Origin of the sequence: Streptomyces sp. NPDC059828, assembly GCF_042731955.1 — a bacterium.
Lineage (GTDB): Bacteria > Actinomycetota > Actinomycetes > Streptomycetales > Streptomycetaceae > Streptomyces.
Genome location: NZ_JBHWIW010000030.1, coordinates 34,889 through 57,782, shown reverse-complemented (window position 1 = coordinate 57,782; position 22,894 = coordinate 34,889). Strand labels below are relative to the sequence as shown.

Genomic DNA, 22,894 nt, shown 5'->3' with positions numbered 1-22,894 from the left:
TGCAGGTGCCGCGGCCTGGATGTCGGCCATCGGGGCTCCTGCCGTCAGACGGGCTCGGCTGGTGCTCCCGGACGGGGGCACCGCAGCGCTCGCGCCAGGCCCGGGCGGGGAGTTCTGTCGGCGGATCGTACGGCGCTTCCGGCGCGAGTGGCTGTGTCTGCCGGGGGCAGCGCTGCTGGCGCTGCTGGGCGATTCGCCGCTGCCGCTGCTCGTGGGAGCCCTCGCGGTGCCCGTGGTGGGACGCCAGTTGCGCGCAGCCGAGGGCAGGCGTGCGAAGGAGCGCAGAGCCGACGCGGTGATCGCCCTGTGCGGTGGGATCGCCGGTGAGCTGAGAGCCGGGCGCCAGCCCGGGCAGGCGCTGCTGGCTCTCGGCCGGGCCACGGGAGCTCTGGGCGCGGCCGAGGCCGCCGTGTTCGCCGCCGCACGGTTCGGCGGGGATGTACCGGCGCAGCTGCGTCGGGCGGCCCAGGAGCCTGGGGCGGCCGGGCTCGCCGGACTGGCCGCCTGCTGGCTGGTGTCGGTGGACGGAGGAGCGGGGCTGGCCACCGGACTGGACCGGCTGGAGGCCGCACTTCGCGGTGAGCGGGAGCAACGGGAGGGGCTGCGTGCCCAGTTGGCCGGAGCCTGGTCGACGGTCCTGGTCCTGGCGATGCTTCCGGTGGTGGGGCTGGCGCTGGGCTCGGCGCTCGGGGCCGGTCCGCTGAAGGTGCTGATGCATACACCGGCCGGGGTGGGCTGTCTGTTGGTGGGCGGGCTGCTCGAGGCGGCAGGGCTCTGCTGGGCGGTGCGCATCGTGCGGGCGGGGGCGCGGCCATGAGCGGCGGGTTCATCCACAGCCTGGGGGCACGGCCGGAGCTGCGCGCTCTGGCGGCGGTGGCCGTGGTCTGGCTGGCCCTGGCATTGGCGGACCGGCGGCGTGAGCGTCGGCTGCGCCGGCGGTTCGACGCCCTTGTGCCCAGGCCGGCGCCACCTGAGCGACTGCGCGACCGGATGCCTCGATACGGGGCGCGGGTCCGGCAGTGGGCCCTGCCCGCGAGCGCGGTGGTGATGGGTTTTGCCCTGGTCGGCCCCGTGACCGGATCGCTGCTGGGTGCCGCGGGCGCCTATGGCATCTGGCGATGGCAGCAGGGCCGGGCGCGGGACAAAGCTGTGGCGCAGGACCGTGCCGGGGAGCAACTTCCGCTCGCCGCCGATCTTCTGGCTGCCTGTATCTCCGCGGGTGCGGGGCCGCGCGAGGCGGCGGAAGCCGTGGGGGAGTCCCTGGGCGGGCCGGTGGGCGAGCGGCTGGCGATGACCGCGGCGGAGCTGCGGCTCGGTGGTGAACCGGCCCAGGCGTGGGGGCGGTTCGGTGAGATACCGGGTGGGGACGGGCTGGCCCGGTGTCTTGAGCGGGCCGGCTCGTCGGGAGCACCGGCGGCGGAGCCCGTCTCGCGGCTGGCCGCGGGCCTCAGGGCTGAGCGGGCCAGATCCGCCGCGGCGCGCGCCCAGCGCGCCCAGGTCCTGATCACGGCGCCCGTAGGGCTCTGCTTTCTGCCCGCGTTCCTGGCGATCGGGGTGGCCCCGGTGGTGATCGGCCTGGCGAACGGGCTCCTGAGCGGCCACTGAAGCGCGACTGGCAGCAACTACACGATGAGATGAGGGGATTGGCATGAGCTTCATGGCACGGATGAAGGACTGGGTGACCGGGACGACCCGGGCGGTAGCCGTCGCGCGGACATGGCTCGGCACGCGACGGCCCCACGCCGACGCGGGGATGACCACGTCGGAGTACGCCATGGGCACGATCGCGGCGTGCGCTTTCGCGGCGGTTCTCTACAAGATCGTAACGAGCGGCACGGTCTCCGGGGCGCTCGAATCGGTGATCGGAAGGGCGCTCAGTGCGCAATTCTGAGGTCCCCGCGGCCACCGGGGGCGTCGGTGCCGGGGCCGCCGTGGCGGGACCGCGGATGTTACTGCGGGACCGAGGGGCCGTGACGGCGGAGGCGGCGTTGGCCGTTCCGGCGCTGGTGTTCCTCGCCATGGCCCTTCTGTGGGCCCTGATGGCGGCAGCCGCACAGATCCAGTGTGTGGATGCCGCCAGGGCAGGAGCCAGAGCGGCGGCGAGATCGGAGCCGCGGGGAGCGGCACTGGCCGCCGCACGGTCAGCCGCCCCGCCGGGAGCCGAGGTCCTGATCGGACGGGAGGGTGACCTCTGGCGGGTTCGTGTGAAGGCCCCCGCACCCGGCCCGGGGGCCCTGATGCTCGACCTGACCGCTCAAGCCGCCGCGCTCGCCGAGGACAGCGTGGGCGAGGAGGCGCCATGAACGAGGCCATGAGATCAGGGGGCGACAGGGGTTCGGCGACCGTGTGGGTCGCCATGACGGCGTGTGCGCTGTGTGTGGTCTTCGCCGCGGTGCTGGCCCTGGGGCGAGCGGTGATCGCCCGCCATCAGGCGGGCGCCGCTGCGGATCTCGCGGCCATCGCCGCAGCCGACCGCGCTCTCGGAGGCACATCGCGGGCATGCGATGCCGCGGCCCGGGTGGCCGATGCCCAGGGGACCACTCTGGTCAGGTGCACGGTGGACGGGGAGATCGCCGATGTGACGGTGAGCGCCGACCTCGGTCCCTTCTCACCGGAGGTCAGATCCCGCGCAGGACCCCCCTGACCCGTGGACCCGGAGGTTCGGGGGTTCGGGGGTACCGGGGGCGTAGCGGGACAGCCCCCTGAAGCCCTTCAGAGGGCTCAGGAACGCTCCGCAGAGTCCTCTTGGCCCTCGGGGTCCGCGTCGGCCGGCGCGTCCCTGAGAAGGACCGTCAGAAGGCGCACGGCGGCCCGCTTGTGCAGTGGCTCATTGCCGTTGCCGCATTTGGGGGACTGGATACAGGACGGACAGCCTGCCTCGCACTCGCACGAGGCGATGGCCTCACGGGTCGCGGTCAGCCATTCACGGGCGGTGTGGAAGGCCCGCTCGGCGAAGCCCGCGCCACCCGGGTGGCCGTCATAGACGAAGACCGTGGGCAACAGGGTGTCCGGATGCATCGGCACGGAGACCCCGCCGATGTCCCAGCGGTCGCACGTGGCGAAGAGCGGGAGCAGTCCGATGGACGCGTGCTCGGCGGCGTGCAGGGCGCCGCCGAGCTGCTCGGGATTCACCCGTGCGGCCTCCAGCTGGTCTTCGGTGACCGTCCACCACACGGCTCTCGTGCGCAGGGTGCGCGGGGGCAGATCGAGTTTGGTCTCGCCGAGCACCTCACCGGTGATCAGTTTGCGGCGGAGGAAGGAGACGACCTGGTTGGTGACTTCGACGGAGCCGAAGCACAGTCGTCCGGCCCCCCAGGGGAGCTCGGTGTCGGTGTCCAGCACGGAGATGGAGGTGGTGTCACGCGCGGTGGTGGAGTACGGCGGGTTGGCCTCTTCGACGAGGGCGACCGAGTCGTCCAGGTCCAGTCGCTTCACCAAATACGTACGGCCCTGGTGGAGGTGGACGGCTCCCTCATGGACGGCGGTGTGCGAGGCGGACTCGTCGACGGTGCCGAGCAGCCGTCCGGTCGCGGCCTCGACGATCTGCACCGGGCGCCCGCCCTCACCCCGGATGTCCGTGAGGTCGGCTGCACGCTCACGGCGGGTCCAGTACCAGCCCGCGGTGCGCCTGCGCAGCAGCCCGGCGCTCTCCAACTGGGGAAGCAGCCCGGTCACGGCGGGTCCGAACAGAGCGAGGTCGTCCTCGGTCAGTGGCAGCTCAGCGGCGGCGGCGCACAGGTGCGGGGCGAGCACGTAGGGGTTGTCCGGGTCGAGGACGGTCGTTTCGACCGGCTGCCGGAACAGCGCCTCCGGGTGGTGGACGAGGAAGGTGTCGAGCGGATCGTCGCGGGCGACCAGCACGGCGAGAGCGCCCTGCCCCGAGCGGCCGGCCCGGCCCGCCTGCTGCCAGAGCGATGCCCGGGTGCCCGGGTACCCGGCGATCACGACGGCGTCGAGCCCCGAGACGTCCACCCCGAGTTCCAGAGCCGTGGTGGCGGCCAGCCCGAGGAGTTCACCCGAGTGCAGGGCGCGCTCCAGGGCACGGCGTTCCTCCGGCAGATAGCCGCCCCGGTAGGCGGCGACCCGCCGGGCGAGTGAGCGGTCCACCTCGGCCAGGCGCTCCTGGGCGATGACGGAGATCAGCTCGGCCCCGCGCCGGGACCGCACGAACGCGACCGTACGGACGCCCTGGACCGTCAGGTCGGTGAGCAGGTCGGCAGTCTCGGCGGTGGCCGTGCGGCGGACCGGGGCGCCCTTCTCGCCGTGCAGTTCGGTGAGAGGGGGCTCCCAGAGGGCGAAGACGAGCTCACCGCGCGGTGAGGCGTCGTCGGCGACCTCGGTGACGGGCACACCGGTCAGGCGGCGGGCGGCGGCGGCCGGTTCCGCCGCGGTGGCGGAGGCGAGGAGGAACACGGGGTCGGCGCCGTACCGGGCGCATATCCGCCGCAGCCGTCGCAGCACCTGGGCCACATGGGAGCCGAAGACGCCCCGGTAGGTGTGGCACTCGTCGATGACCACATAGCGCAGCGAGCGCAGGAAGGAGGACCAGCGGGGGTGTGAGGGGAGTATCCCGCGGTGGAGCATGTCCGGATTGGTGAGCACGTAGTTCGCGTACTGGCGGACCCATTCGCGCTCTTCGACGGGCGTGTCGCCGTCGTACACGGCCGGTCGCACCCGGTTGCCGAGCGGGGCGGCGAGCTCTCTCACCGCGCGCCGCTGGTCGGCGGCCAGGGCCTTGGTCGGGGCGAGGTAGAGGGCCGTGGTGCCGCGTCCGTTGGGGGCCTCGGCGCCGTCGAGCAGGCTGCTGAGCACGGGGGCGAGATAGGCCAGGGACTTGCCGGACGCGGTACCGGTGGCGATCACGACCGACTCGCCGTCCAGGGCGTGCTCGGCGGCGGTCGCCTGGTGCGCCCAGGGGTGTTCGATACCCGCCTGCTCGATCGCGGCGATCACTTCCGCGCGGATGCGATGGGGCCAGACCGCATGGCGACCCGGCCTTGGGGGCAAGTGCTCCGTATGAGTGATGCGCGCAGCCCGGCCCGCCCCCGCGGTGAGCCGGTCGAGGACCGTGCCGGGGGACGGGCGGCGGGTCTCCCCGCTCTCGGCGGGTCGTCTGGAACGGTGATTCTTGGCCATCGGCACCGAGTGTGTCACCGGCGTGACGGACAATGGTCCCAAGGCGTCGTGCATGGCTGCTGGTAAGTGATTGAATGCCATCGCGGCTGGCGATGCGCCCCCTGGCTCCGTCGGGGAGACCCGGAGGGGCGACCGCTCGATAGCAAGGTGCTGGAGGATCCGTGGACCTGTCCCTGTCGACTCGCAATGTGTCCGGCCCTGGTGGCGACCGCACGGTCGTTGAGGTCGGTGGCGAGATTGATGTGTATACCGCGCCCAAGCTGCGCGAGCAGTTGGTCGAGTTGGTGAACGACGGCAGCTACCACCTGGTTGTCGACATGGAGGGTGTGGACTTCCTCGACTCGACCGGCCTCGGCGTCCTGGTGGGCGGTCTCAAGCGTGTGCGTGCGCACGAAGGCTCTCTGCGCCTGGTCTGCAACCAGGAGCGCATTCTCAAGATCTTCCGGATCACTGGTCTGACCAAGGTGTTCCCCATCCACACGACGGTCGACGAGGCCGTCGCCGCGACCGACTGAGTCGGCCGGAAGACACGGAGATCCCGGAGACCTCCGGACCGCCCCAGGTCCGGAGGCTTCCGGGGAACCCAGGCGACTCCGGGAATCCTGAGCAGTCCCGGAGACCGCTGAAGGCTCCCGAAGTGTCTGGGGAATACCGGAGATTTCTGAGATTCGGGCCCGGGCCCGGGCACAGTCGCCCGGGCCCTGACAAGCAGGCCCGGAAGCACCATCGCACGCTCGTACGTCCAAGGGGGACCGCATGGCCACCGTCGAACTGCGCTTCAGCGCTCAGCCCGAGCACGTCAGGACGGCCCGTCTGGTCGCCGCTGCCGTGGCACGCCGGGCCAGGGTCGACGAGACCGTGCTCGATGAGGTCAGGCTCGCCGTCGGTGAGGCGTGCAGCCGTGCCGTAGGGCTGCACCGCGTCAACGGCCTCACCGCCCCCGTGCGGGTGCTGCTGACCGAGGAGGAGAAGAGCTTCTCGATCGAGGTCGTCGACGAGGTGCCTGCCGATGGCGCCGAGGGCGGGGCCGCGTCCGGTTCCGCCGCGGGAGCCGATGACGGCTCGGACGGCGGCGGTGAGGACCAGATGGGTCTCGCGGTGATCAGCGGGCTCGTCGACGATGTCGAGGTGACGTCCGGCGCCGATGGCGGTGTCATCAGGATGAGCTGGCCGATCAATCCGGCCACGGTCACTTCGTGACCCTTGACCCTGAGACCGCACACCCTTTGACCCACTAACCCCGTAGACCCCCGTCATGCATATGCCGCTCGGCATATGATCATTCATCTGACCGACCCTGCTGAGCAGGGTCTTTTTCATTTATCTAGATCATTGATCAAGCGTCAATGCTTTTGCGGCATTACTGCTTTCGGTGCGTATCTCAGAGCGCGATCTTTTTGCTGAGGAGCAAGTGAAGGTCAATTCCGTTTGCCGCGCCCTGTTTTGATCAGGTTCCGCTCCCTAGAATCCGTCCACATCTTGAGCGCTGAACGTCAAGGAGGACGAATGGCGGGGCTCTTCAACCCACACCTGATCGACCACCCCACTTCTCTCGCTGCTGCGGTACTCACCGATGAAAATCGGATGATCGTCATTGTGATCGCGGCCGTTGCGCTGGCGGCGCTGGTCGTTGCCCAGCTGCTGGTGCGCCAGGTTCTGGCAGCCGGTGAAGGCACCGATTCCATGAAGAAGATCGCGGCAGCCGTCCAGGAAGGTGCGAATGCCTATCTGGCGCGGCAGTTGCGCACTCTTGGCATCTTCGCCGTGATCGTGTTCTTCCTGCTGATGCTGCTTCCGGCCGACAACTGGACCCAGCGGGGCGGGCGTTCCGTGTTCTTCCTGGTGGGCGCGATTTTCTCGGCGGCCACCGGATACATCGGCATGCGTCTTGCCGTGCGCAGCAATGTCCGCGTCGCCGCAGCCGCACGTGAGGCCACTCCGGCGGAAGGCGAACCGGAAAAGGATCTGACGGCGGTCGCACACAAGGCCATGAAGATCGCTTTCCGCACGGGCGGTGTGGTCGGCATGTTCACGGTGGGCCTCGGCCTGCTCGGCGCCTCCTGCGTGGTGCTCGTCTACGCGGCCGACGCGCCGAAGGTGCTGGAGGGCTTCGGCCTCGGCGCCGCGCTCATCGCCATGTTCATGCGTGTCGGCGGCGGCATCTTCACCAAGGCCGCGGACGTCGGCGCCGACCTCGTCGGCAAGGTCGAGCAGGGCATCCCCGAGGACGACCCGCGCAACGCCGCCACCATCGCCGACAACGTCGGCGACAACGTGGGCGACTGCGCGGGCATGGCGGCTGACCTGTTCGAGTCCTACGCCGTCACGCTGGTCGCCGCGCTCATCCTCGGCAAGGCCGCCTTCGGCGATCTGGGTCTGGCCTTCCCGCTGATCGTGCCGGCGATCGGCGTGGTCACCGCGATGATCGGTATCTTCGCGGTCGCCCCGCGGCGCGCCGACCGCAGCGGGATGAGCGCCATCAACCGCGGCTTCTTCATCTCCGCGGTGATCTCACTCGTCCTCGTGGCCGCCGCCGTGTACGTCTACCTGCCGTCGTCGTACGCGGACCTGGACGGTGTCACCGAGGCCGCGATCCTGGCGCACGGCGGAGACCCGCGCATCCTCGCGCTGGTGGCCGTGGCCATCGGCATCGTGTTGGCCGCTCTGATCCAGCAGCTGACCGGGTACTTCACCGAGACCAACCGCCGACCGGTCCGTGACATCGGCAAGTCCTCGCTCACCGGACCGGCGACCGTGGTGCTCGCCGGCATCTCCATCGGTCTGGAGTCGGCCGTCTACACCGCGCTGTTGATCGGCCTCGGGGTGTACGGGGCGTTCCTGCTCGGCGGCACCTCGATCATGCTGGCTCTGTTCGCGGTGGCGCTGGCCGGCACCGGGCTGCTGACCACCGTCGGCGTCATCGTGGCCATGGACACCTTCGGTCCCGTCTCCGACAACGCCCAGGGCATCGCGGAGATGTCGGGCGACGTCCAGGGCGCGGGCGCGCAGGTGCTCACCGACCTCGACGCCGTGGGCAACACCACCAAGGCGATCACCAAGGGCATCGCCATCGCGACCGCCGTACTCGCCGCGGCCGCGCTCTTCGGCTCGTACCGGGACGCGATCGCCACCGCGGTCGCCGATGTGGGCGCCAGGGCGGGAGAGATGAGCCTCAGTCTGGACATCTCCCAGCCCAACAACCTGGTGGGCCTTGTCCTCGGTGCAGCCGTGGTCTTCCTGTTCTCCGGTCTCGCGATCAACGCGGTCTCCCGGTCGGCCGGTGCGGTGGTCTTCGAGGTGCGGCGGCAGTTCCGCGAGCACCCCGGGATCATGGACTACAGCGAGAAGCCGGAGTACGGACGCGTCGTCGACATCTGCACCAAGGACGCGCTGCGCGAGCTGGCCACCCCCGGGCTGCTCGCGGTGCTGGCGCCGATCGCGGTCGGCTTCACTCTCGGAGTCGGTGCGCTGGGCGCGTTTCTCGCGGGAGCCATCAGCACCGGCACCCTCATGGCCGTCTTCCTCGCCAACTCCGGCGGCGCCTGGGACAACGCCAAGAAGCTCGTCGAGGACGGCCACCACGGCGGCAAGGGCAGCGACGCCCACGCCGCCACCGTCATCGGCGACACGGTGGGCGACCCGTTCAAGGACACCGCGGGTCCCGCGATCAACCCGCTGCTCAAGGTGATGAACCTGGTGGCGCTGCTGATCGCTCCGGCCGTCGTGCAGTTCACCTACGGCGACGACGCCAACGCCGGCGCACGGGCGGTGATCGCCACGCTCGCCCTGCTGGTCATCCTGGTTGCCGTGTACGCGTCGAAGCGACGCAGCGTGGCCGTGGGCGACGACGGCAACGCGGCCGAGCGTTCGACGAAGTCGCCGGATCCGGCGGTCGTTTCGTAGCAGCCCCGCACGGAGGTTCCCCTCGGGCGTTCGTGCAGGCCTTCGCGCAGGGCTTCACCATCTGCATGAAGGGCCGGTTCAAACCACGGGCGGGCGGCGCGCATTGGCGTGTCGCCCGCCCGTTCGCGCATCCGCACGCGTGCCGCTCACCGGCATGACGTGATGAGAGCCTCGTATCTCTTGGTTCAAATGGCTGCAAAGCCCTACAGTCCGGACTGCTGTCATGCGATTGTCGTCCTCTTGCCGTGTATGTTCCGGGGCCGAGAGCCTTGGAAGGGACCGATCCGGTGAAGGTGAACAAGAAGCTCGCGGCATCGCTGTCGGGCGGCGCGGTACTCGTGCTCGCTCTGTCGGGCTGCACCAGCGACGACAACGACGGCAAGGTGAACGCCTGGGCCAAGACGGTCTGCGACAAGGCACAGCCGCAGATCCAGAAGCGGGCCGACGCCCAGCAGACGATCATCTCGACCGCCGCCGACGGCAAGCCGGCCGACATCCAGGCCGCCGACTCGAAGGCCTTCCAGGACATCGCCGACGCCAACAAGGCGCTGGCCGCCGCGGTGCAGTCGGCCGGCAGCCCGCCGGTCGAGAACGGCGCGGCGCTGCAGCAGGACGCGGTCAAGGAACTCAACGCCACGGCCGCCGCCTACGTGAACCTGAAGAAGCAGGTCGACGCGCTCAGCCCCAAGGACCAGCAGAAGTTCGCCGACGGGTTGCAGGACGTCGCCGACGGGCTGACCAAGATCGAGAAGATGGACCAGGACGCGCTGGCCAAGCTCCAGTCCGGCGAGCTCGGGCAGGCGATGGCCAAGCAGCCCGGCTGTCAGAAGGTCAAGCCCTCGGTGACCGCGAGCGGGAACCCGGGCTCGGGTGCCTCGACGCCCGCGGGTCAGGCCTCGCAGCCGGCGGCCAAGCCACCGGCCAAGCCCTCGAACGCGAGCGGCCCGTCGAAGTCCCAAGGCACACCGGATTCCTCCGGCGAGTAGTCGTCCTTCAGCTTGTGCGTGGGCCCGCGGGTGAGCGGGCCCACGCCCAGCCCGGGCCCGTCCGTGAACCCGGCACCTCGCCCAGCCAATGACCGTGCTCCGGACGCCCCAGCCCCTTGAGCCGGCTCTCTGTCTCCGGCCCGCGGGTGAGAATGGGCGCGTGAGTACGACCAGCTTCCCCGGGGTCCTCCCCGCGCCCGCTCAGTCCGCCCGGCTGCGCGATGCCCTGCTCGCCGCCGACTTCACCGCCGACGGCCTGCTCGACCTGCTCGGCGCGCCCGCCTACGCCGCGCTCGCCCGCAGCGAGACCGTCCCCGCGATGCGCGCCACCCGTGGCGACTCCCCGCTCGAGACGCTCGTCCGGCTGTTCCTCCTCCAGCGCACGGTCTCCCGCGACCGGGCGCGCGCCGTGCTGCCACTGGAGGAGGTGCTCGGCGACGGCTGGGTGGTCGAGGACGGCGACGGCGTCCGGGCGACGGTCGACATCCGCCCCTACGGCGGGCCCGAGAACCAGGACTGGTTCATCGTCTCCGACCTCGGCTGCGCTGTCGGCGGAGCCGGGGGTGCCAGTGGCAGGGACGAGGCGATGGTGCTCGGCGTCGGAGGGGCCTCCACCACCCTGGCCGGCATCACCGTCCGTACGCCGGCCGCCACCGCACTCGACGTGGGCACCGGATCCGGGATCCAGGCCCTGCACGTGGCCCAGCACGCTTCCCGTGTCACGGCCACCGACCTCAACCCGCGGGCCCTGGTGTTCACCCGCCTCACGCTCGCGCTGTCCGGGGCGCCCGATGCCGATCTGCGCGAGGGCTCGCTCTTCGAACCGGTCGCGTCGGAGACGTACGACCTGATCGTGTCCAATCCCCCGTTCGTCATCTCTCCCGGCGCCCGGCTGACCTACCGGGACGGCGGGATGGGCGGGGACGATCTGTGCCGTTCGCTCGTCCAGCAGTCGGGTGACCGGCTCAACGTCGGGGGGTTCGCGCAGTTCCTCGCCAACTGGCAGCACGTGGAAGGGGAGGACTGGCAGGAGCGGGTGCGTTCCTGGGTGCCGAGCGGCTGTGACGCCTGGATCGTCCAGCGCGAGGTGCAGGACGTGACGCAATACGCCGAGCTGTGGCTCAGGGACAGCGGCGATCACCGGACGACTCCCGAGGAGTACGCGGCGCGGTACGACGCCTGGCTGGACGAGTTCGAGTCGCGCGGTACCAAGGCGGTGGGCTTCGGCTGGATCACGCTGCGCAAGTCCGGCTCGGACCGCCCGTCGGTCGTCGTGGAGGAATGGCCGCACCCGGTGGAGCAGCCCCTTGGCGAGGCGGTGCGGACCCACTTCGAGCGGCAGGACTATCTGCGATCGCGCGATGACGCGGCGCTGCTCGCCGACGCCTTTGTGCTCGCCGCTGAGGTGACGCAGGAGCAGGTGGGCCCGCCCGGTGCGGAGGACCCCGAGCACGTCGTGCTGCGGCAGAACCGCGGCATGCGCCGTGCCACCAAGGTCGACCATGTAGGCGCGGGCTTTGCCGGGGTGTGCGACGGGACGCTCAGCGCCGGGCGGATCCTCGATGCCATCGCCCAGCTCATGGGCGAGGACCCGGTGCTGCTGCGGGACCGCACACCCGGGGCCATCAGGCTGCTGGTGGAAGAAGGGTTCCTCGATCCGGTGCCGGCGCCTGTGACCGGGGCGTAGCTGCCAGGGGCCAGGGGAGGCCAGGGCAACCGCCACCCGTCAGGTGCCCAGGGCGGCCAGACGACCGCCACCCAGCCTCCCTTTCTGGTTCCGGTCGTTGTGTTCGAACGGTGGGCCGAATGTGTCCGGCCCACCCGGACAGAAGCGCACCCGGACGGAAGCGGTATTTCCCCTCCCTCTCCTCTTCCGGTTCCGGTTCCGGTTCCGTTTTCCTCGCGTCTCCGGCCTGTCCGGTTTCTCCGGTGAGGTCTCCGCGACAGTGACCAGCGCCACCCGGGCACTCCGCGACGCGCCCTGGCGCCGCCCGGGTGAACCCTCGACGCCTTCACCCGAAATTCGGGTGGCCGATGCCCGGACGTGCCCGGATGGGCCGGTCCGGGTGCCCGGGAAGCCCGTCCCGGCGCCGCGCCGAGGAGAGGAGGGAACAGAACTGAGACGCGACGTTCCGCTTCGCCCCGACATCCGGCGTGGCGGTCCGGGCGGCAGGAATGCCTGGACTCGGGTTACCGTTCGAGTGGCCGTTGCGGGCTTTTGCCGTTTGACACGGGGGCGGGTTGTACCGTCACACTCCGCAGCGACAGCAGTGACAGTACGGCTCGTGCGCCGTACGCCACGCGTCACATGCGTACGTGCCCACCGAGCGTCGACCGGAGAGAAGAGCGAAGTTGTCCCCGACCAGCGAGACCGCACAGGGCGGCCGCCGACTCGTCATCGTCGAGTCGCCTGCCAAGGCGAAGACGATCAAGGGCTACCTCGGCCCCGGCTACGTCGTCGAGGCGAGCGTCGGGCACATCCGCGACCTCCCGAACGGGGCCGCCGAGGTCCCCGACAAGTACACGGGCGAGGTCCGTCGCCTCGGTGTGGACGTCGAGCATGACTTCCAGCCCATCTATGTCGTCAACGCCGACAAGAAGGCGCAGGTCAGAAAGCTCAAGGAGCAGCTGGCCTCATCCGACGAGCTCTACCTCGCCACCGATGAGGACCGCGAGGGCGAGGCGATCGCCTGGCACCTCCTCGAAGTCCTCAAGCCCAAGGTCCCCGTCCACCGGATGGTCTTCCACGAGATCACCAAGGACGCCATCCGCGAGGCCGTCGCCAACCCGCGCGAGCTCAACAAGCGCATGGTCGACGCCCAGGAGACCCGCCGTATCCTCGACCGCCTCTACGGTTACGAGGTCTCGCCGGTCCTGTGGAAGAAGGTCATGCCGCGGCTGTCGGCGGGCCGGGTCCAGTCCGTGGCCACCCGCCTCGTCGTCGAGCGCGAGCGCGAGCGCATCGCCTTCCGCTCCGCCGAGTACTGGGACCTGACCGGCACCTTCGCCACCGGTCGCACCGGCGACGCCTCCGACCCCGCAGCTTTCACGGCCCGGCTCACCTCGGTCGACGGGCGGCGCGTGGCCCAGGGACGTGACTTCGGTCCGGACGGCCGGCTCAAGACCGACCAGGTGCTGCACCTCGACGAGGGGAACGCCCGGGCCCTGAAGGCGGCGCTGGAGAGTGCCGCGTTCTCGGTCCGCTCGGTCGAGTCGAAGCCGTACCGCCGCTCGCCGTACGCGCCGTTCCGCACCACCACCCTCCAGCAGGAGGCCTCGCGCAAGCTCGGCTTCGGGGCGAAGGCCACGATGCAGATCGCGCAGAAGCTGTACGAGAACGGCTTCATCACTTACATGCGTACGGACTCGACCACGCTCTCGGAGACCGCCGTCGCCGCGGCCCGGGCGCAGGTCACGCAGCTCTACGGTGCCGACTACCTGCCCGAGAAGCCGCGTACGTACGCCGGAAAGGTCAAGAACGCGCAGGAGGCGCACGAGGCGATCCGCCCCTCCGGTGATCGTTTCCGCACCCCCGCGGAGACCGGTCTGACCGGCGACCAGTTCCGGCTCTACGAGCTGATCTGGAAGCGGACCGTCGCCTCCCAGATGAAGGACGCGGTCGGTAACTCCGTCACCGTCAGGATCGGTGGCACCGGGTCCGACGGACGGGTCGCGGAGTTCTCGGCCTCCGGTAAGACGATCACTTTCCACGGCTTCATGAAGGCGTACGTCGAAGGCGCGGACGACCCGAACGCGGAGCTGGACGACCGCGAGCGCCGCCTTCCGCAGGTCGCGGAGGGCGACCGGCTCACCGCCGAGGAGATCACGGTGGACGGCCACGCCACCAAGCCCCCGGCCCGCTACACCGAGGCCACTCTCGTCAAGGAGCTCGAGGAGCGCGAGATCGGCCGGCCGTCGACCTATGCGTCGATCATCGGCACGATCCTCGACCGCGGCTATGTCTTCAAGAAGGGCACGGCACTCGTGCCCTCCTTCCTGAGCTTCGCCGTGGTCAACCTCCTGGAGAAGCACTTCGGGCGGCTCGTCGACTACGACTTCACCGCCAAGATGGAGGACGACCTCGACCGCATCGCCCGCGGCGAGGCCCAGGCGGTGCCGTGGCTGAGGCGTTTCTACTTCGGCGAGGGCACGGGCACGGGCGGCTCCACAGGCTCCGCCGCCGAAGCCGGGAACGGCGACGGCGACCACCTCGGCGGTCTCAAGGAGCTCGTCACCGACCTGGGCGCCATCGACGCCCGCGAGATCTCCTCCTTCCCGGTGGCCGACGGCATCGTGCTGCGGGTGGGCCGATACGGCCCGTACGTGGAGCGCGGCGAGAAGGACGCGGAGGGCCACCAGCGTGCCGATGTCCCCGCCGATCTCGCGCCGGACGAGCTGACCGTCGAGCTCGCCGAGGAGCTGCTGGCCAAGCCGAGCGGCGATTTCGAGCTGGGCAAGGACCCCCAGACGGGCCATGAGATCGTCGCCAAGGACGGACGCTACGGTCCGTACGTCACCGAGGTGCTGCCCGAGGGCACGCCGAAGACCGGCAAGAACGCGGTGAAGCCGCGCACGGCCTCCCTCTTCAAGTCGATGTCCCTGGACACGGTGACCCTGGAGGACGCGCTCCGGCTGATGTCGCTGCCGCGCGTCGTCGGCCAGGACGCCGAGGGCGTCGAGATCACGGCCCAGAACGGCCGCTATGGGCCGTATCTGAAGAAGGGCACGGACTCGCGTTCGCTGGAGTCCGAAGACCAGCTCTTCAACATCACGCTGGACGAGGCGCTGGCGATCTACGCCCAGCCGAAGCAGCGCGGCAAGGCGGCGGCCAAGCCTCCGCTGAAGGAACTCGGCACGGACCCGGTGAGCGAGCGTCCGGTCGTGGTGAAGGACGGGCGCTTCGGGCCGTACGTCACCGACGGCGAGACCAACGCGACCTTGCGGACCGACGACAGCGTCGAGACCATCACGCCCGAGCGCGGCTTCGAACTGCTGGCGGAGAAGCGGGCGAAGGGCCCGGCGAAGAAGGCCGCCAAGAAGGCACCCGCCAAGAAGACGGCGGCGAAGAAGACGGCAGCCAAGAAGACGACGACGGCTGCGGCGAAGAAGACCGCCGCCAAGAAGACGACGACGGCTGCGGCGGCCAAGAAGGCCACCACGAAGAAGACGGCCCCGGCAGCCGCCAAGAAGACGGCGGCGAAGTCCGCCACCGACGAATAGACGCATAGCAGCCGGACACGCACAAAGGGGCCACCTCGCCGAGAGCGACGCGGTGGCCCCTTGGCGTGCGCTCTCCGCTCTCCGCCCGTTTGTTCGGACGGGGCGCCCAGGGAGTCAGATGCTCCGGATAGGCTGGGCGGATGACGCGAGCCGAGCAGCAGGCGGCCCAGAACGCCGCCACCGACCCTGGAGCAGCCACGGCAGACGACCAGAGGGCATCCGGTGCGGACGCCCTTGTCGCGGATTCACGCGAACGCGCCGTTCGATCACTGTTGCGAGTACCCGCGTTGCGGCGGCTGTGGGGAGCGCAGCTCATCGGCGGCATCGGTGACGCGCTCGCGCTGCTGGTGCTGATCCTGCTGGCGCTTCAGGCGGCCGTCGCCGAAGGGGCCTTCGGCGGCGGTTACCGCGGGGCTGCCTTCGCCGTCGCGACCGTGTTCGGCGCCCGTGTCCTCGCCACGCTGCTGTTCGGCGCGGTGCTGCTGGGACCGCTCACTGCGCTCACCGCACCCAGCGGCCCCCTGGACCGCCGCTGGACGATGGTCGGCGCCGACGGGGTGCGTATCCCCCTGCTGGTGATCGCCCCGCTCTGGATCGACTGGGTGCCGGGCAGCGCCCTCGCGTACGTCCTCGGCACGGTCTTCGTCGTCGGGGTCGCCGAGCGCTTCTGGACCGTCGCCCGGGAGAGCGCCGCGCCAGCCCTGCTTCCGGCGCCGCCTCTGGAAGGCGCCACCGTCCGTCCGCTCCCGGACCACCAGGAGGCGCTCCGCAGGCTCTCCCTGCGTACCTCGTTCGTGGTGATCCCCGCGGGGGCCGCCGTGCTGCTGGTCGCCACGCTGATCAGCAATCTGCTGGGATCCGGGATCGAGTGGTTCTCGCTGCACCAGGCCGCGCTCGGCTCGTACGTCGCGGCCGGGCTCTTCGCCGCCTGCATGTCCGTCCTGTATGCCGTCGAGCTGCCCGACGCGTCCACCCCGCGCCCCCGCTCCCCGCTCGAGGGCCTGCGCCGCCCGTCCACCGGCGGCGGCCTCGACAAGGGCCGTACAGGTGCGGTTCCGCTGCTCGTCCTGGCCTGCGCCGCGGTCGCCGGTGCCATCGCATCGGCCGCGGCGGTCGCCGTACTGCACGCCCGCGACCTCGGCGGCGGCCCGGTCGCCTTCGCCCTTCTCGTCCTTGCCCTGACCGGCGGCACCGGGCTGGGGATCAGGCGGGCTCAGAGCGTCCTGCCCGCACTGTCGCGCCGTCGGCTCCTCGCACTGGCGATCGCCGTCACCGGTCTCGCCCTGCTGGCGCTCGGGCTCGTACCGGACACCGCGACCGCGCTGTTCATCGCCGTGCTGGCAGGACTCGCGGCCGGAGTCGCCGCGCACATCGGGCACGTATTGATCGACCTGGAGACCGAGGAGCACCGTCGGCCGCGGATCACCGAGCACCTCCAGGCCGTGGTCCGGGTCTCGATCGGCCTGGCCGCCGTCGCCGCGCCGCTGCTCGCCGCGGCGATCGGCCCGCACCGCCTCGCCAACGGGGAGTTCGTCTTCGCCCATGGCGGCGCCGCCTTCACCCTGATGCTGGTCGGCGCGCTGTTGCTGCCGGTCGCGGCGATCGTCCTCGCCAAGACGGACGACCGGTCCGGTGTACCGCTGCGGCGCGACCTGGCCGACGCGGTACGCCGCGGTGCCGACCCGGCGCAGGCGCCTGCCGCGACCGGTTTCTTCATCGCTTTGGAAGGCGGCGACGGCGCGGGCAAGTCCACGCAGGTGGAGGCACTCGCCGACTGGATCCGTGCCAAGGGCCACGAGGTCGTCGTCACCCGTGAACCCGGTGCCACACCCATCGGCAAGCGGCTGCGTTCGATCCTGCTCGATGTCTCGTCGGCCGGTCTGTCGCACCGCGCGGAGGCCCTGCTGTACGCGGCGGACCGCGCCGAGCACGTCGACACGGTGGTCCGCCCTGCGCTGGAACGCGGTGCGATCGTCATCTCGGACCGCTATATCGACTCGTCCGTCGCCTACCAGGGCGCCGGCCGCGACCTCTCGCCGACCGAGATCGCCCGCATCTCGCGGTGGGCCACGGACGGCCTCGTACCGCATCTGACGGTGCTGCTCGACGTGTCTCCGGAGACCGCCCGCGAGCGCTTCACGGAGGCACCGGACCGGCTGGAGTCCGAGCCGGCCGAGTTCCATCAGCGGGTGCGCGCCGGGTTCCTCACCCTGGCCGCCGCCGACCCTGGCCGCTATCTGGTCGTGGACGCGGGCCAGGAGCCGGAGGCCGTGACCACGGTCGTACGCCACCGGCTCGATCGGATGCTTCCGCTCTCCGAGGCCGAGGTGAAGGCCCAGGAGGAGGCGCGCAGGGCCGCCGAGGAGGAGGCCCGCCGCAAGGCCGAGGAGGAAGCGGCCCGCAAGGCGGAGGAGGAGCGCCTGGCGCGTGAGCGCGAGGAGCAACTGGCCAAGCTGCGGGCCGAGGAAGAGGAGCGCAAGCGCCGCGAGCTGGAGGAGGCCCGCCAGCGCGAGGCCGAACGGCAGGCGGAGGAGGCACGGCAGCGCGCCGAGGAGGCACGCCGCCTGGCCGAGGAGGAGCGCCGTCGTCGGGAGGCCGAGGAGAAGGCCCAGCGCCAGGAGGACGAGCGCCGTCGGCGGGAGGCCGAGGAAGAGGCCCGGCTGCGCGCGGAGGCGGAGGAGCGCCGCCGCGAGAGGCAGCGCAAGGCGGAGGAGGCTCTGCTGCGCGCGGAGGAGGCGCGCAGGGTGGCTGAGGCGGCATCCGCCGCGGCTGCGGAAGCGGCGGCCCAGGCATCGTCGCCCACGGCGGACGACATGGCGCAGACGGTGGAGACGCCGCATCCGCGCATCGACATGACGAAGCCCGACGCGTCGAACGACACGACGAAGCCCGACCGCGACGCCGAGACCGAGACCACCGTCCTGCCCCAGGTCCCTGACGCCGCACAGGACCGGTCGGTGGACGAGACCACCGTCCTGCCTCCGGTACGCGCCACCGGCCCGGCGGCACAGGACCGGTCGGCGGACGAGACGGCCGTGCTGCCTCCGGTACGGGCCACCGATCCTGCGGACCGCGTGCCGCCCGGCATCTTCCGGGACGAGCAGTCCGCGGCGGCCGGCGAGGACCGTACGCGCGAACTGCCGCAGCTCGACGAGCAGGGGCGGCCCCGGCCGCGCTCGGACTGGGCGGAGGAGACTCCGCTGGACGATCTGCCGACTCTGGCGGACGAGTTGCTGGGCCGGCATGAGGACGACGGCGATGCCGGAGAGGGCGGCCGATACCGCCGCAAGCGGTAGCGCCGACCCGCGCAGGGCCAGGAGTTGTCCACAGGCCCACGAGGCTGTCCGACCCCCGCCCCACAATGGGAATCCAACGCAAGCATTCGGAAGGCCCGGAAAGACGGTGACGGCTGCATGACCGTATGGGACGACCTGGTCGGCCAGGAGCGGGTGCAGGAGCAGCTCGCAGTGGCGGCCAGGGACGCCGATGCTCTCGTCACGGCGACAGCGGCGGGTGAAAGCCCACCCGAGGCGTCAAAGATGACGCATGCCTGGTTGTTCACCGGCCCGCCCGGCTCGGGCCGCGACACCGCTGCGCGGGCTTTCGCCGCGGCCCTCCAGTGCACCAGTCCGGACCGTGCGCTGGGCGGGGCGCCGGGCTGCGGGTTCTGCGACGGCTGCCACACGAGCCTGGTCGGCACCCACGCGGATGTCGAGGTGGTCCGGACCGATCTTCTCTCCATCGGAGTGAAGGAGACACGGGACCTGGTGCGCCGTGCCCAGCTGTCGCCCGCGGTCGGCCGGTGGCAGGTCATCGTGCTGGAGGACGCCGACCGCCTCACCGAAGGCGCGGGCAATGTGCTGCTGAAGGCGGTCGAGGAGCCCGCCCCCCGGACAGTGTGGCTGCTGTGTGCACCGTCGCTGGAAGATGTCCTGCCCACGATCCGCTCCCGCTGCCGACACCTGACGCTGCGCACCCCATCCGTGGCGGCCGTGGCGGATGTCCTGATGCGACGGGACGGCATCGAGCCCGAGGCGGCGACGGCGGCTGCCCGTGCCACGCAGGGGCACATCGACCGGGCACGCCGGCTCGCGACGGACGAGCGCACCCGCGCCCGCCGCGCCAGCGTCCTGGGGCTCCCGCTGCGCGTCGAGGACATCGGCGGCTGCCTGAAGGCGGCCCAGGAGCTGGTCGACGCGGCGGCCGAGGACGCGAAGCAACTCGCCGAGGAGGTCGACGCCAAGGAGACCGAGGACCTCAAGGCGGCGCTCGGCGCGGTAGCGGGCGGACGTATGCCGCGTGGCACGGCGGGAGCGATGAAGGAGCTCGAGGACCGCCAGAAGCGTCGCAGGACCCGGACGCAGCGCGACAGCCTCGATCTGGCCCTCACCGACCTGACCGGCTTCTACCGCGATGTGCTCGCCCTCCAGATGCGCTCCGGGCTCGCCCTCGCGAACGAAGACGTGAGGGACGCGCTCGACCGGATCGCGCGGAGTTCCGGCCCCGAGCGGACCCTGCGCCGGATAGAGGCGATCCTCGCCTGCCGCGAGGCGCTCGATGCCAACGTGGCGCCGCTGCTGGCTGTGGAGGCGATGACGATGGCGCTCCGTGCCGGCTGAGCACCGCCACAATCACCCAAACGGGCGTCAACGGGTACGAACCCCCGGTCGGCGGCTAGGCTCCCAGAATGGACATCAGGCATCGCGCCCGCCTCCGTATCTCTCTCCTCGCCTGCGCCACGGCTGTTGGGATGCTGCTCTCGGGCTGTAGCGGCAGCGTCCTCCCTGTGGGGGCCGAGAGGTCGGGGACTCCGGCGGCGGCCCCGGCGGCAGATCTTGAGCCGTACTACGGGCAGCGGCTCAGCTGGCGGGAGTGCGGTGTCCCCCGCTTCGAGTGCGCCACGCTGAAGGCCCCACTGGACTACGCCAAACCGGACGGGCAGTCCATCAAGCTCGCGGTGGCCCGGGTGAAGGCGACCGGCCCGGGCAAGCGCATCGGATCGCTGCTGGTCAACCCTGGTGGACCGGGCGGCTCGGCCGTCGACTACCTCCAGGGGTACGCCGGAATCGGCTACCCCGCCCCGGTGCGGGCGCGGTACGACATCGTGGCCATCGACCCGCGGGGTGTCGCCCGCAGCGAGCCCGTCGAATGCCTCGACAACAAACAGATGGACGCCTATACGCAGACCGACCAGACCCCCGACGACCAGACCGAGATCGCCAAGCTGCGCACGCAGTACGAGCGCTTCGCGGCCGGTTGCCAGCAGCGGTCCGCCGCGGTCCTGCCGCACGTCTCCACCGTCGAGGCGGCCCGTGACATGGACATCCTGCGTTCTGCGCTCGGCGACGAGAAACTGTCCTATGTCGGCGCCTCCTATGGCACGTTCCTCGGGGCGACGTACGCCGAGCTCTTCCCGAACCGGGTCGGGCGGCTGGTGCTGGACGGGGCGATGAATCCCTCGATCTCCGCCCGCGAACTGAACCGCGACCAGACGGCGGGCTTCGAGACCGCCTTCCAGTCCTTCGCCACGGACTGCGTGCAGCGCTCCGACTGCCCCCTGGGCACCACATCCGCCGCGGACGCGGCGAAGAACCTCAAGGCCTTCTTCACCAAGATCGACACCCAGCCGGTTGCGACCGGCGAAACCCGCAAACTCACCGAGTCCCTGGCCACCACCGGCGTGATCGCCGCGATGTACGACGAGGCCGCCTGGCCCCAGCTCCGCGACGCCCTCCGCCAGGCGAACAACGGCAACGGCGCCGGCCTGCTGGCACTGGCCGACTCCTACTACGAGCGCGACCCCGACGGCAGCTACGCCAACCTGATGTACGCCAACGCCGCGGTGAACTGCCTCGACGCGCCTCCCGCCTTCGCCTCCCCGTCCGACGTCTCCGCCGCGGTGGACGACTTCGAGACCGCTTCGCCGGTCTTCGGCGAGGGCTTCGCCTGGGCCTCCCTGAACTGCGCCTACTGGCCCGCTCATGCCACCGGCGCCCCTCACCCCATCGAGGCCAAGGGCGCCGCCCCCATCCTGGTCGTCGGCACCACCCGCGACCCCGCCACTCCCTACAAGTGGGCCAAGGCCCTCGCGAGCCAGCTCTCCTCCGGAAAGCTCCTCACCTACGACGGCGACGGCCACACAGCCTACGGCCGCGGCAGCGACTGCATCGACACAGCCGTCAACACCTACCTCCTGGAGGGCACCCCGCCCCCGCCGAACAAGCGCTGCCAGTGATCATTGGGGCTGGTCCGGGGCACTCTGTTCAACCCTGTAGACTTAGCGCCGCTGCTGATGCGAGCCTGGCCCTACGGGATCATGCATGTCGGCAGCTTGCCGCCTTAGCTCAGTTGGCCAGAGCAACGCACTCGTAATGCGTAGGTCTCGGGTTCGAATCCCGAAGGCGGCTCACCTGAAACCCCAGGTCGGATCCTTTCCGACCTGGGGTTTTCTCGTTCAGTGGATGCGTTGACGGCGGCGGGCCGCGCGGCTGTCGAGGGTCTCAGGCTGGGTTTCAGTGGGGCGGCCATCGCTGCCGCTTCGCGCCGTCGCCCCGCCCACGCGGGGGAGCTGTGTCGGTCTGGCCGAACTGACGTCGCGGCGGGGGCCGCGCGCACCCACACCGAGCCCTCCGCGAGACAGCACGCGGGGGCACCGCGACTGTTGCCGATGCATCGCCGTCGCGTCCCTGGCGGCCTCAGAATCACGGCCGGGCTGCCGGTGCTCGCGGCTCTTGGTCCGCCCGCTAGTTCTTGTTCAGCGTCCGGGTCACGCCCGCGACCACGGCCGTGGTGAGCATCCAGCCTGCGGTGATGAGCACATACGCCAGCCACTGTGTGCCCGGGGTTGTCCAGTGTTGTGGATGTGACAGCCCTAGTGGCCGTGCCCGTAGGGCGAGTTGAGCGTTCTTCGCGCAGCCGGGGACACCGAGGGCTTGCACGAGCGCAGGAGGACCGCGTTGACGCCCCCACTGACGCATACCCCGAGCGGCGATGTCGCCCCCTTGCTGAGCTCTTCGAGCAATGCATGAGCGACCAGGGCCACCCTCTGCCGTAGATCGGCTGCGATCAATCCGCGTGTGGAGCACAGTGGACTCATGACCGAGCCGATCGTCGTGCACCAGCCGTCGCCCTCCGGTGGTCGGCGAGTCACTGTGCGTGGGGAGATCCTCGGTCTGGCTCACGACGACAATGACGTGATCGAGTTCCTGCGCCGCGCCGGTCTCCCGGACGCATGGGATCTTCTCGACGATCCCAACTGGGTTGAGTGGCGTGGAGGGCACGCGCATGAGTGGGATGCGGCGTGACCTGAGCGGTGCAGGGTCTCAACCGTCGTCTCGGACCGTGCTCCATCCGTGACTGTCCGCCGCCGTCCGTCTCTGCCTGATCACTGCTCTGACCAGCGGCGCGAGCTGGTAATGCGCAGGTCTCGGGTCCACCCGTCGGCGGCTCCACCGGAAGCCCAGGACAGATACCCGCTGACCTGTTCAGGTGTGGTCCGTCCCGGGATCGGGGTGCAAGGGCCGACGCGCGATGACCGATGGTGGCCGGCGGCTGTCCGAACTGCGCCGCTGGATCTCATGGTTGGCTTCACCGGCGCCAGGAGCGTGCCGGGGTGCAGGTGCCCGCGCCCGTTCGCGGAGCTCGCCGGG

General features: G+C 70.8%; 16 protein-coding genes and 1 tRNA gene. 16 read left to right on the top strand and 1 reads right to left on the bottom strand.

The features are described 5' to 3' along the window. The first annotated feature begins 19 nt into the window (after positions 1-19). From ACFV6V_RS19295 to ACFV6V_RS19275, 5 genes are read left to right on the top strand one after another with little or no spacing between them, the layout of a single operon-like run. A complete protein-coding gene (locus ACFV6V_RS19295; RefSeq protein WP_385566412.1) occupies positions 20-817 on the top strand; it encodes a type II secretion system F family protein in 798 nt (265 codons plus the stop codon). Next, positions 814-1,605: a type II secretion system F family protein gene (locus tag ACFV6V_RS19290; protein ID WP_385566338.1), complete on the top strand. Its 792-nt coding sequence runs from the start codon at positions 814-816 to the stop codon at positions 1,603-1,605. Before ACFV6V_RS19295 ends, ACFV6V_RS19290 begins: the two co-directional genes overlap by 4 nt. Positions 1,606-1,657: 52 nt before the next feature. Continuing rightward, a complete protein-coding gene (locus ACFV6V_RS19285) occupies positions 1,658-1,891 on the top strand; it encodes a DUF4244 domain-containing protein (protein ID WP_385566409.1) in 234 nt (77 codons plus the stop codon). Further along, the gene (locus ACFV6V_RS19280; protein WP_385566335.1) at positions 1,878-2,303 is read left to right on the top strand and encodes a TadE family type IV pilus minor pilin; all 426 of its coding nucleotides are present in this window, start codon (positions 1,878-1,880) and stop codon (positions 2,301-2,303) included. Before ACFV6V_RS19285 ends, ACFV6V_RS19280 begins: the two co-directional genes overlap by 14 nt. Beyond that, a complete protein-coding gene (locus tag ACFV6V_RS19275; protein WP_385566333.1) occupies positions 2,300-2,644 on the top strand; it encodes an Rv3654c family TadE-like protein in 345 nt (114 codons plus the stop codon). The genes ACFV6V_RS19280 and ACFV6V_RS19275 overlap by 4 nt, the downstream gene beginning before the upstream one ends. A 77-nt stretch (positions 2,645-2,721) precedes the next feature. On the opposite strand, the gene ACFV6V_RS19270 is transcribed toward ACFV6V_RS19275, so the two are convergent. After that, a complete protein-coding gene (locus ACFV6V_RS19270; protein WP_385566330.1) occupies positions 2,722-5,217 on the bottom strand; it encodes a DEAD/DEAH box helicase in 2,496 nt (831 codons plus the stop codon). 80 nt (positions 5,218-5,297) lie between these two features. Between ACFV6V_RS19270 and ACFV6V_RS19265 the strand changes: the two genes are divergently transcribed. From ACFV6V_RS19265 to ACFV6V_RS19215, 11 genes are all read left to right on the top strand, one after another. Beyond that, positions 5,298-5,651 (top strand): STAS domain-containing protein, encoded by a 354-nt coding sequence (locus tag ACFV6V_RS19265; RefSeq protein ID WP_003967428.1) that lies wholly within the window; start codon positions 5,298-5,300, stop codon positions 5,649-5,651. A gap of 241 nt (positions 5,652-5,892) precedes the next feature. Next, the gene (locus ACFV6V_RS19260; RefSeq protein ID WP_385566328.1) at positions 5,893-6,336 is read left to right on the top strand and encodes an ATP-binding protein; all 444 of its coding nucleotides are present in this window, start codon (positions 5,893-5,895) and stop codon (positions 6,334-6,336) included. A 306-nt stretch (positions 6,337-6,642) separates the two neighbouring features. Next, positions 6,643-9,039 carry a sodium-translocating pyrophosphatase gene (locus tag ACFV6V_RS19255; protein WP_385566326.1) on the top strand — a complete coding sequence of 799 codons (2,397 nt, stop codon included), beginning with the start codon at positions 6,643-6,645 and terminating at the stop codon, positions 9,037-9,039. Between the two features lie 293 nt (positions 9,040-9,332). Next, positions 9,333-10,025 carry a small secreted protein gene (locus ACFV6V_RS19250; protein ID WP_385566406.1) on the top strand — a complete coding sequence of 231 codons (693 nt, stop codon included), beginning with the start codon at positions 9,333-9,335 and terminating at the stop codon, positions 10,023-10,025. Positions 10,026-10,185: 160 nt separating this feature from the next. Continuing rightward, positions 10,186-11,712, top strand: coding sequence for a methyltransferase (locus ACFV6V_RS19245; RefSeq protein ID WP_385566323.1), 1,527 nt, complete (start codon positions 10,186-10,188; stop codon positions 11,710-11,712). Between the two features lie 665 nt (positions 11,713-12,377). Beyond that, positions 12,378-15,245, top strand: a complete 2,868-nt coding sequence (gene topA / locus ACFV6V_RS19240; RefSeq protein ID WP_385566321.1) for a type I DNA topoisomerase — start codon at positions 12,378-12,380, stop codon at positions 15,243-15,245. Between the two features lie 140 nt (positions 15,246-15,385). After that, positions 15,386-18,541 carry a dTMP kinase gene (gene tmk, locus ACFV6V_RS19235; protein WP_385566319.1) on the top strand — a complete coding sequence of 1,052 codons (3,156 nt, stop codon included), beginning with the start codon at positions 15,386-15,388 and terminating at the stop codon, positions 18,539-18,541. Between the two features lie 117 nt (positions 18,542-18,658). Beyond that, positions 18,659-19,864 carry a DNA polymerase III subunit delta' gene (locus ACFV6V_RS19230; RefSeq protein ID WP_385566317.1) on the top strand — a complete coding sequence of 402 codons (1,206 nt, stop codon included), beginning with the start codon at positions 18,659-18,661 and terminating at the stop codon, positions 19,862-19,864. 68 nt (positions 19,865-19,932) lie between these two features. Continuing rightward, the gene (locus tag ACFV6V_RS19225) at positions 19,933-21,480 is read left to right on the top strand and encodes an alpha/beta hydrolase (protein ID WP_385566314.1); all 1,548 of its coding nucleotides are present in this window, start codon (positions 19,933-19,935) and stop codon (positions 21,478-21,480) included. Positions 21,481-21,578: 98 nt separating this feature from the next. Continuing rightward, positions 21,579-21,652 (top strand) — tRNA-Thr (locus tag ACFV6V_RS19220). Positions 21,653-22,339: 687 nt separating this feature from the next. Next, a complete protein-coding gene (locus ACFV6V_RS19215) occupies positions 22,340-22,549 on the top strand; it encodes a hypothetical protein (RefSeq protein WP_385566311.1) in 210 nt (69 codons plus the stop codon). Positions 22,550-22,894: the final 345 nt, after the last annotated feature.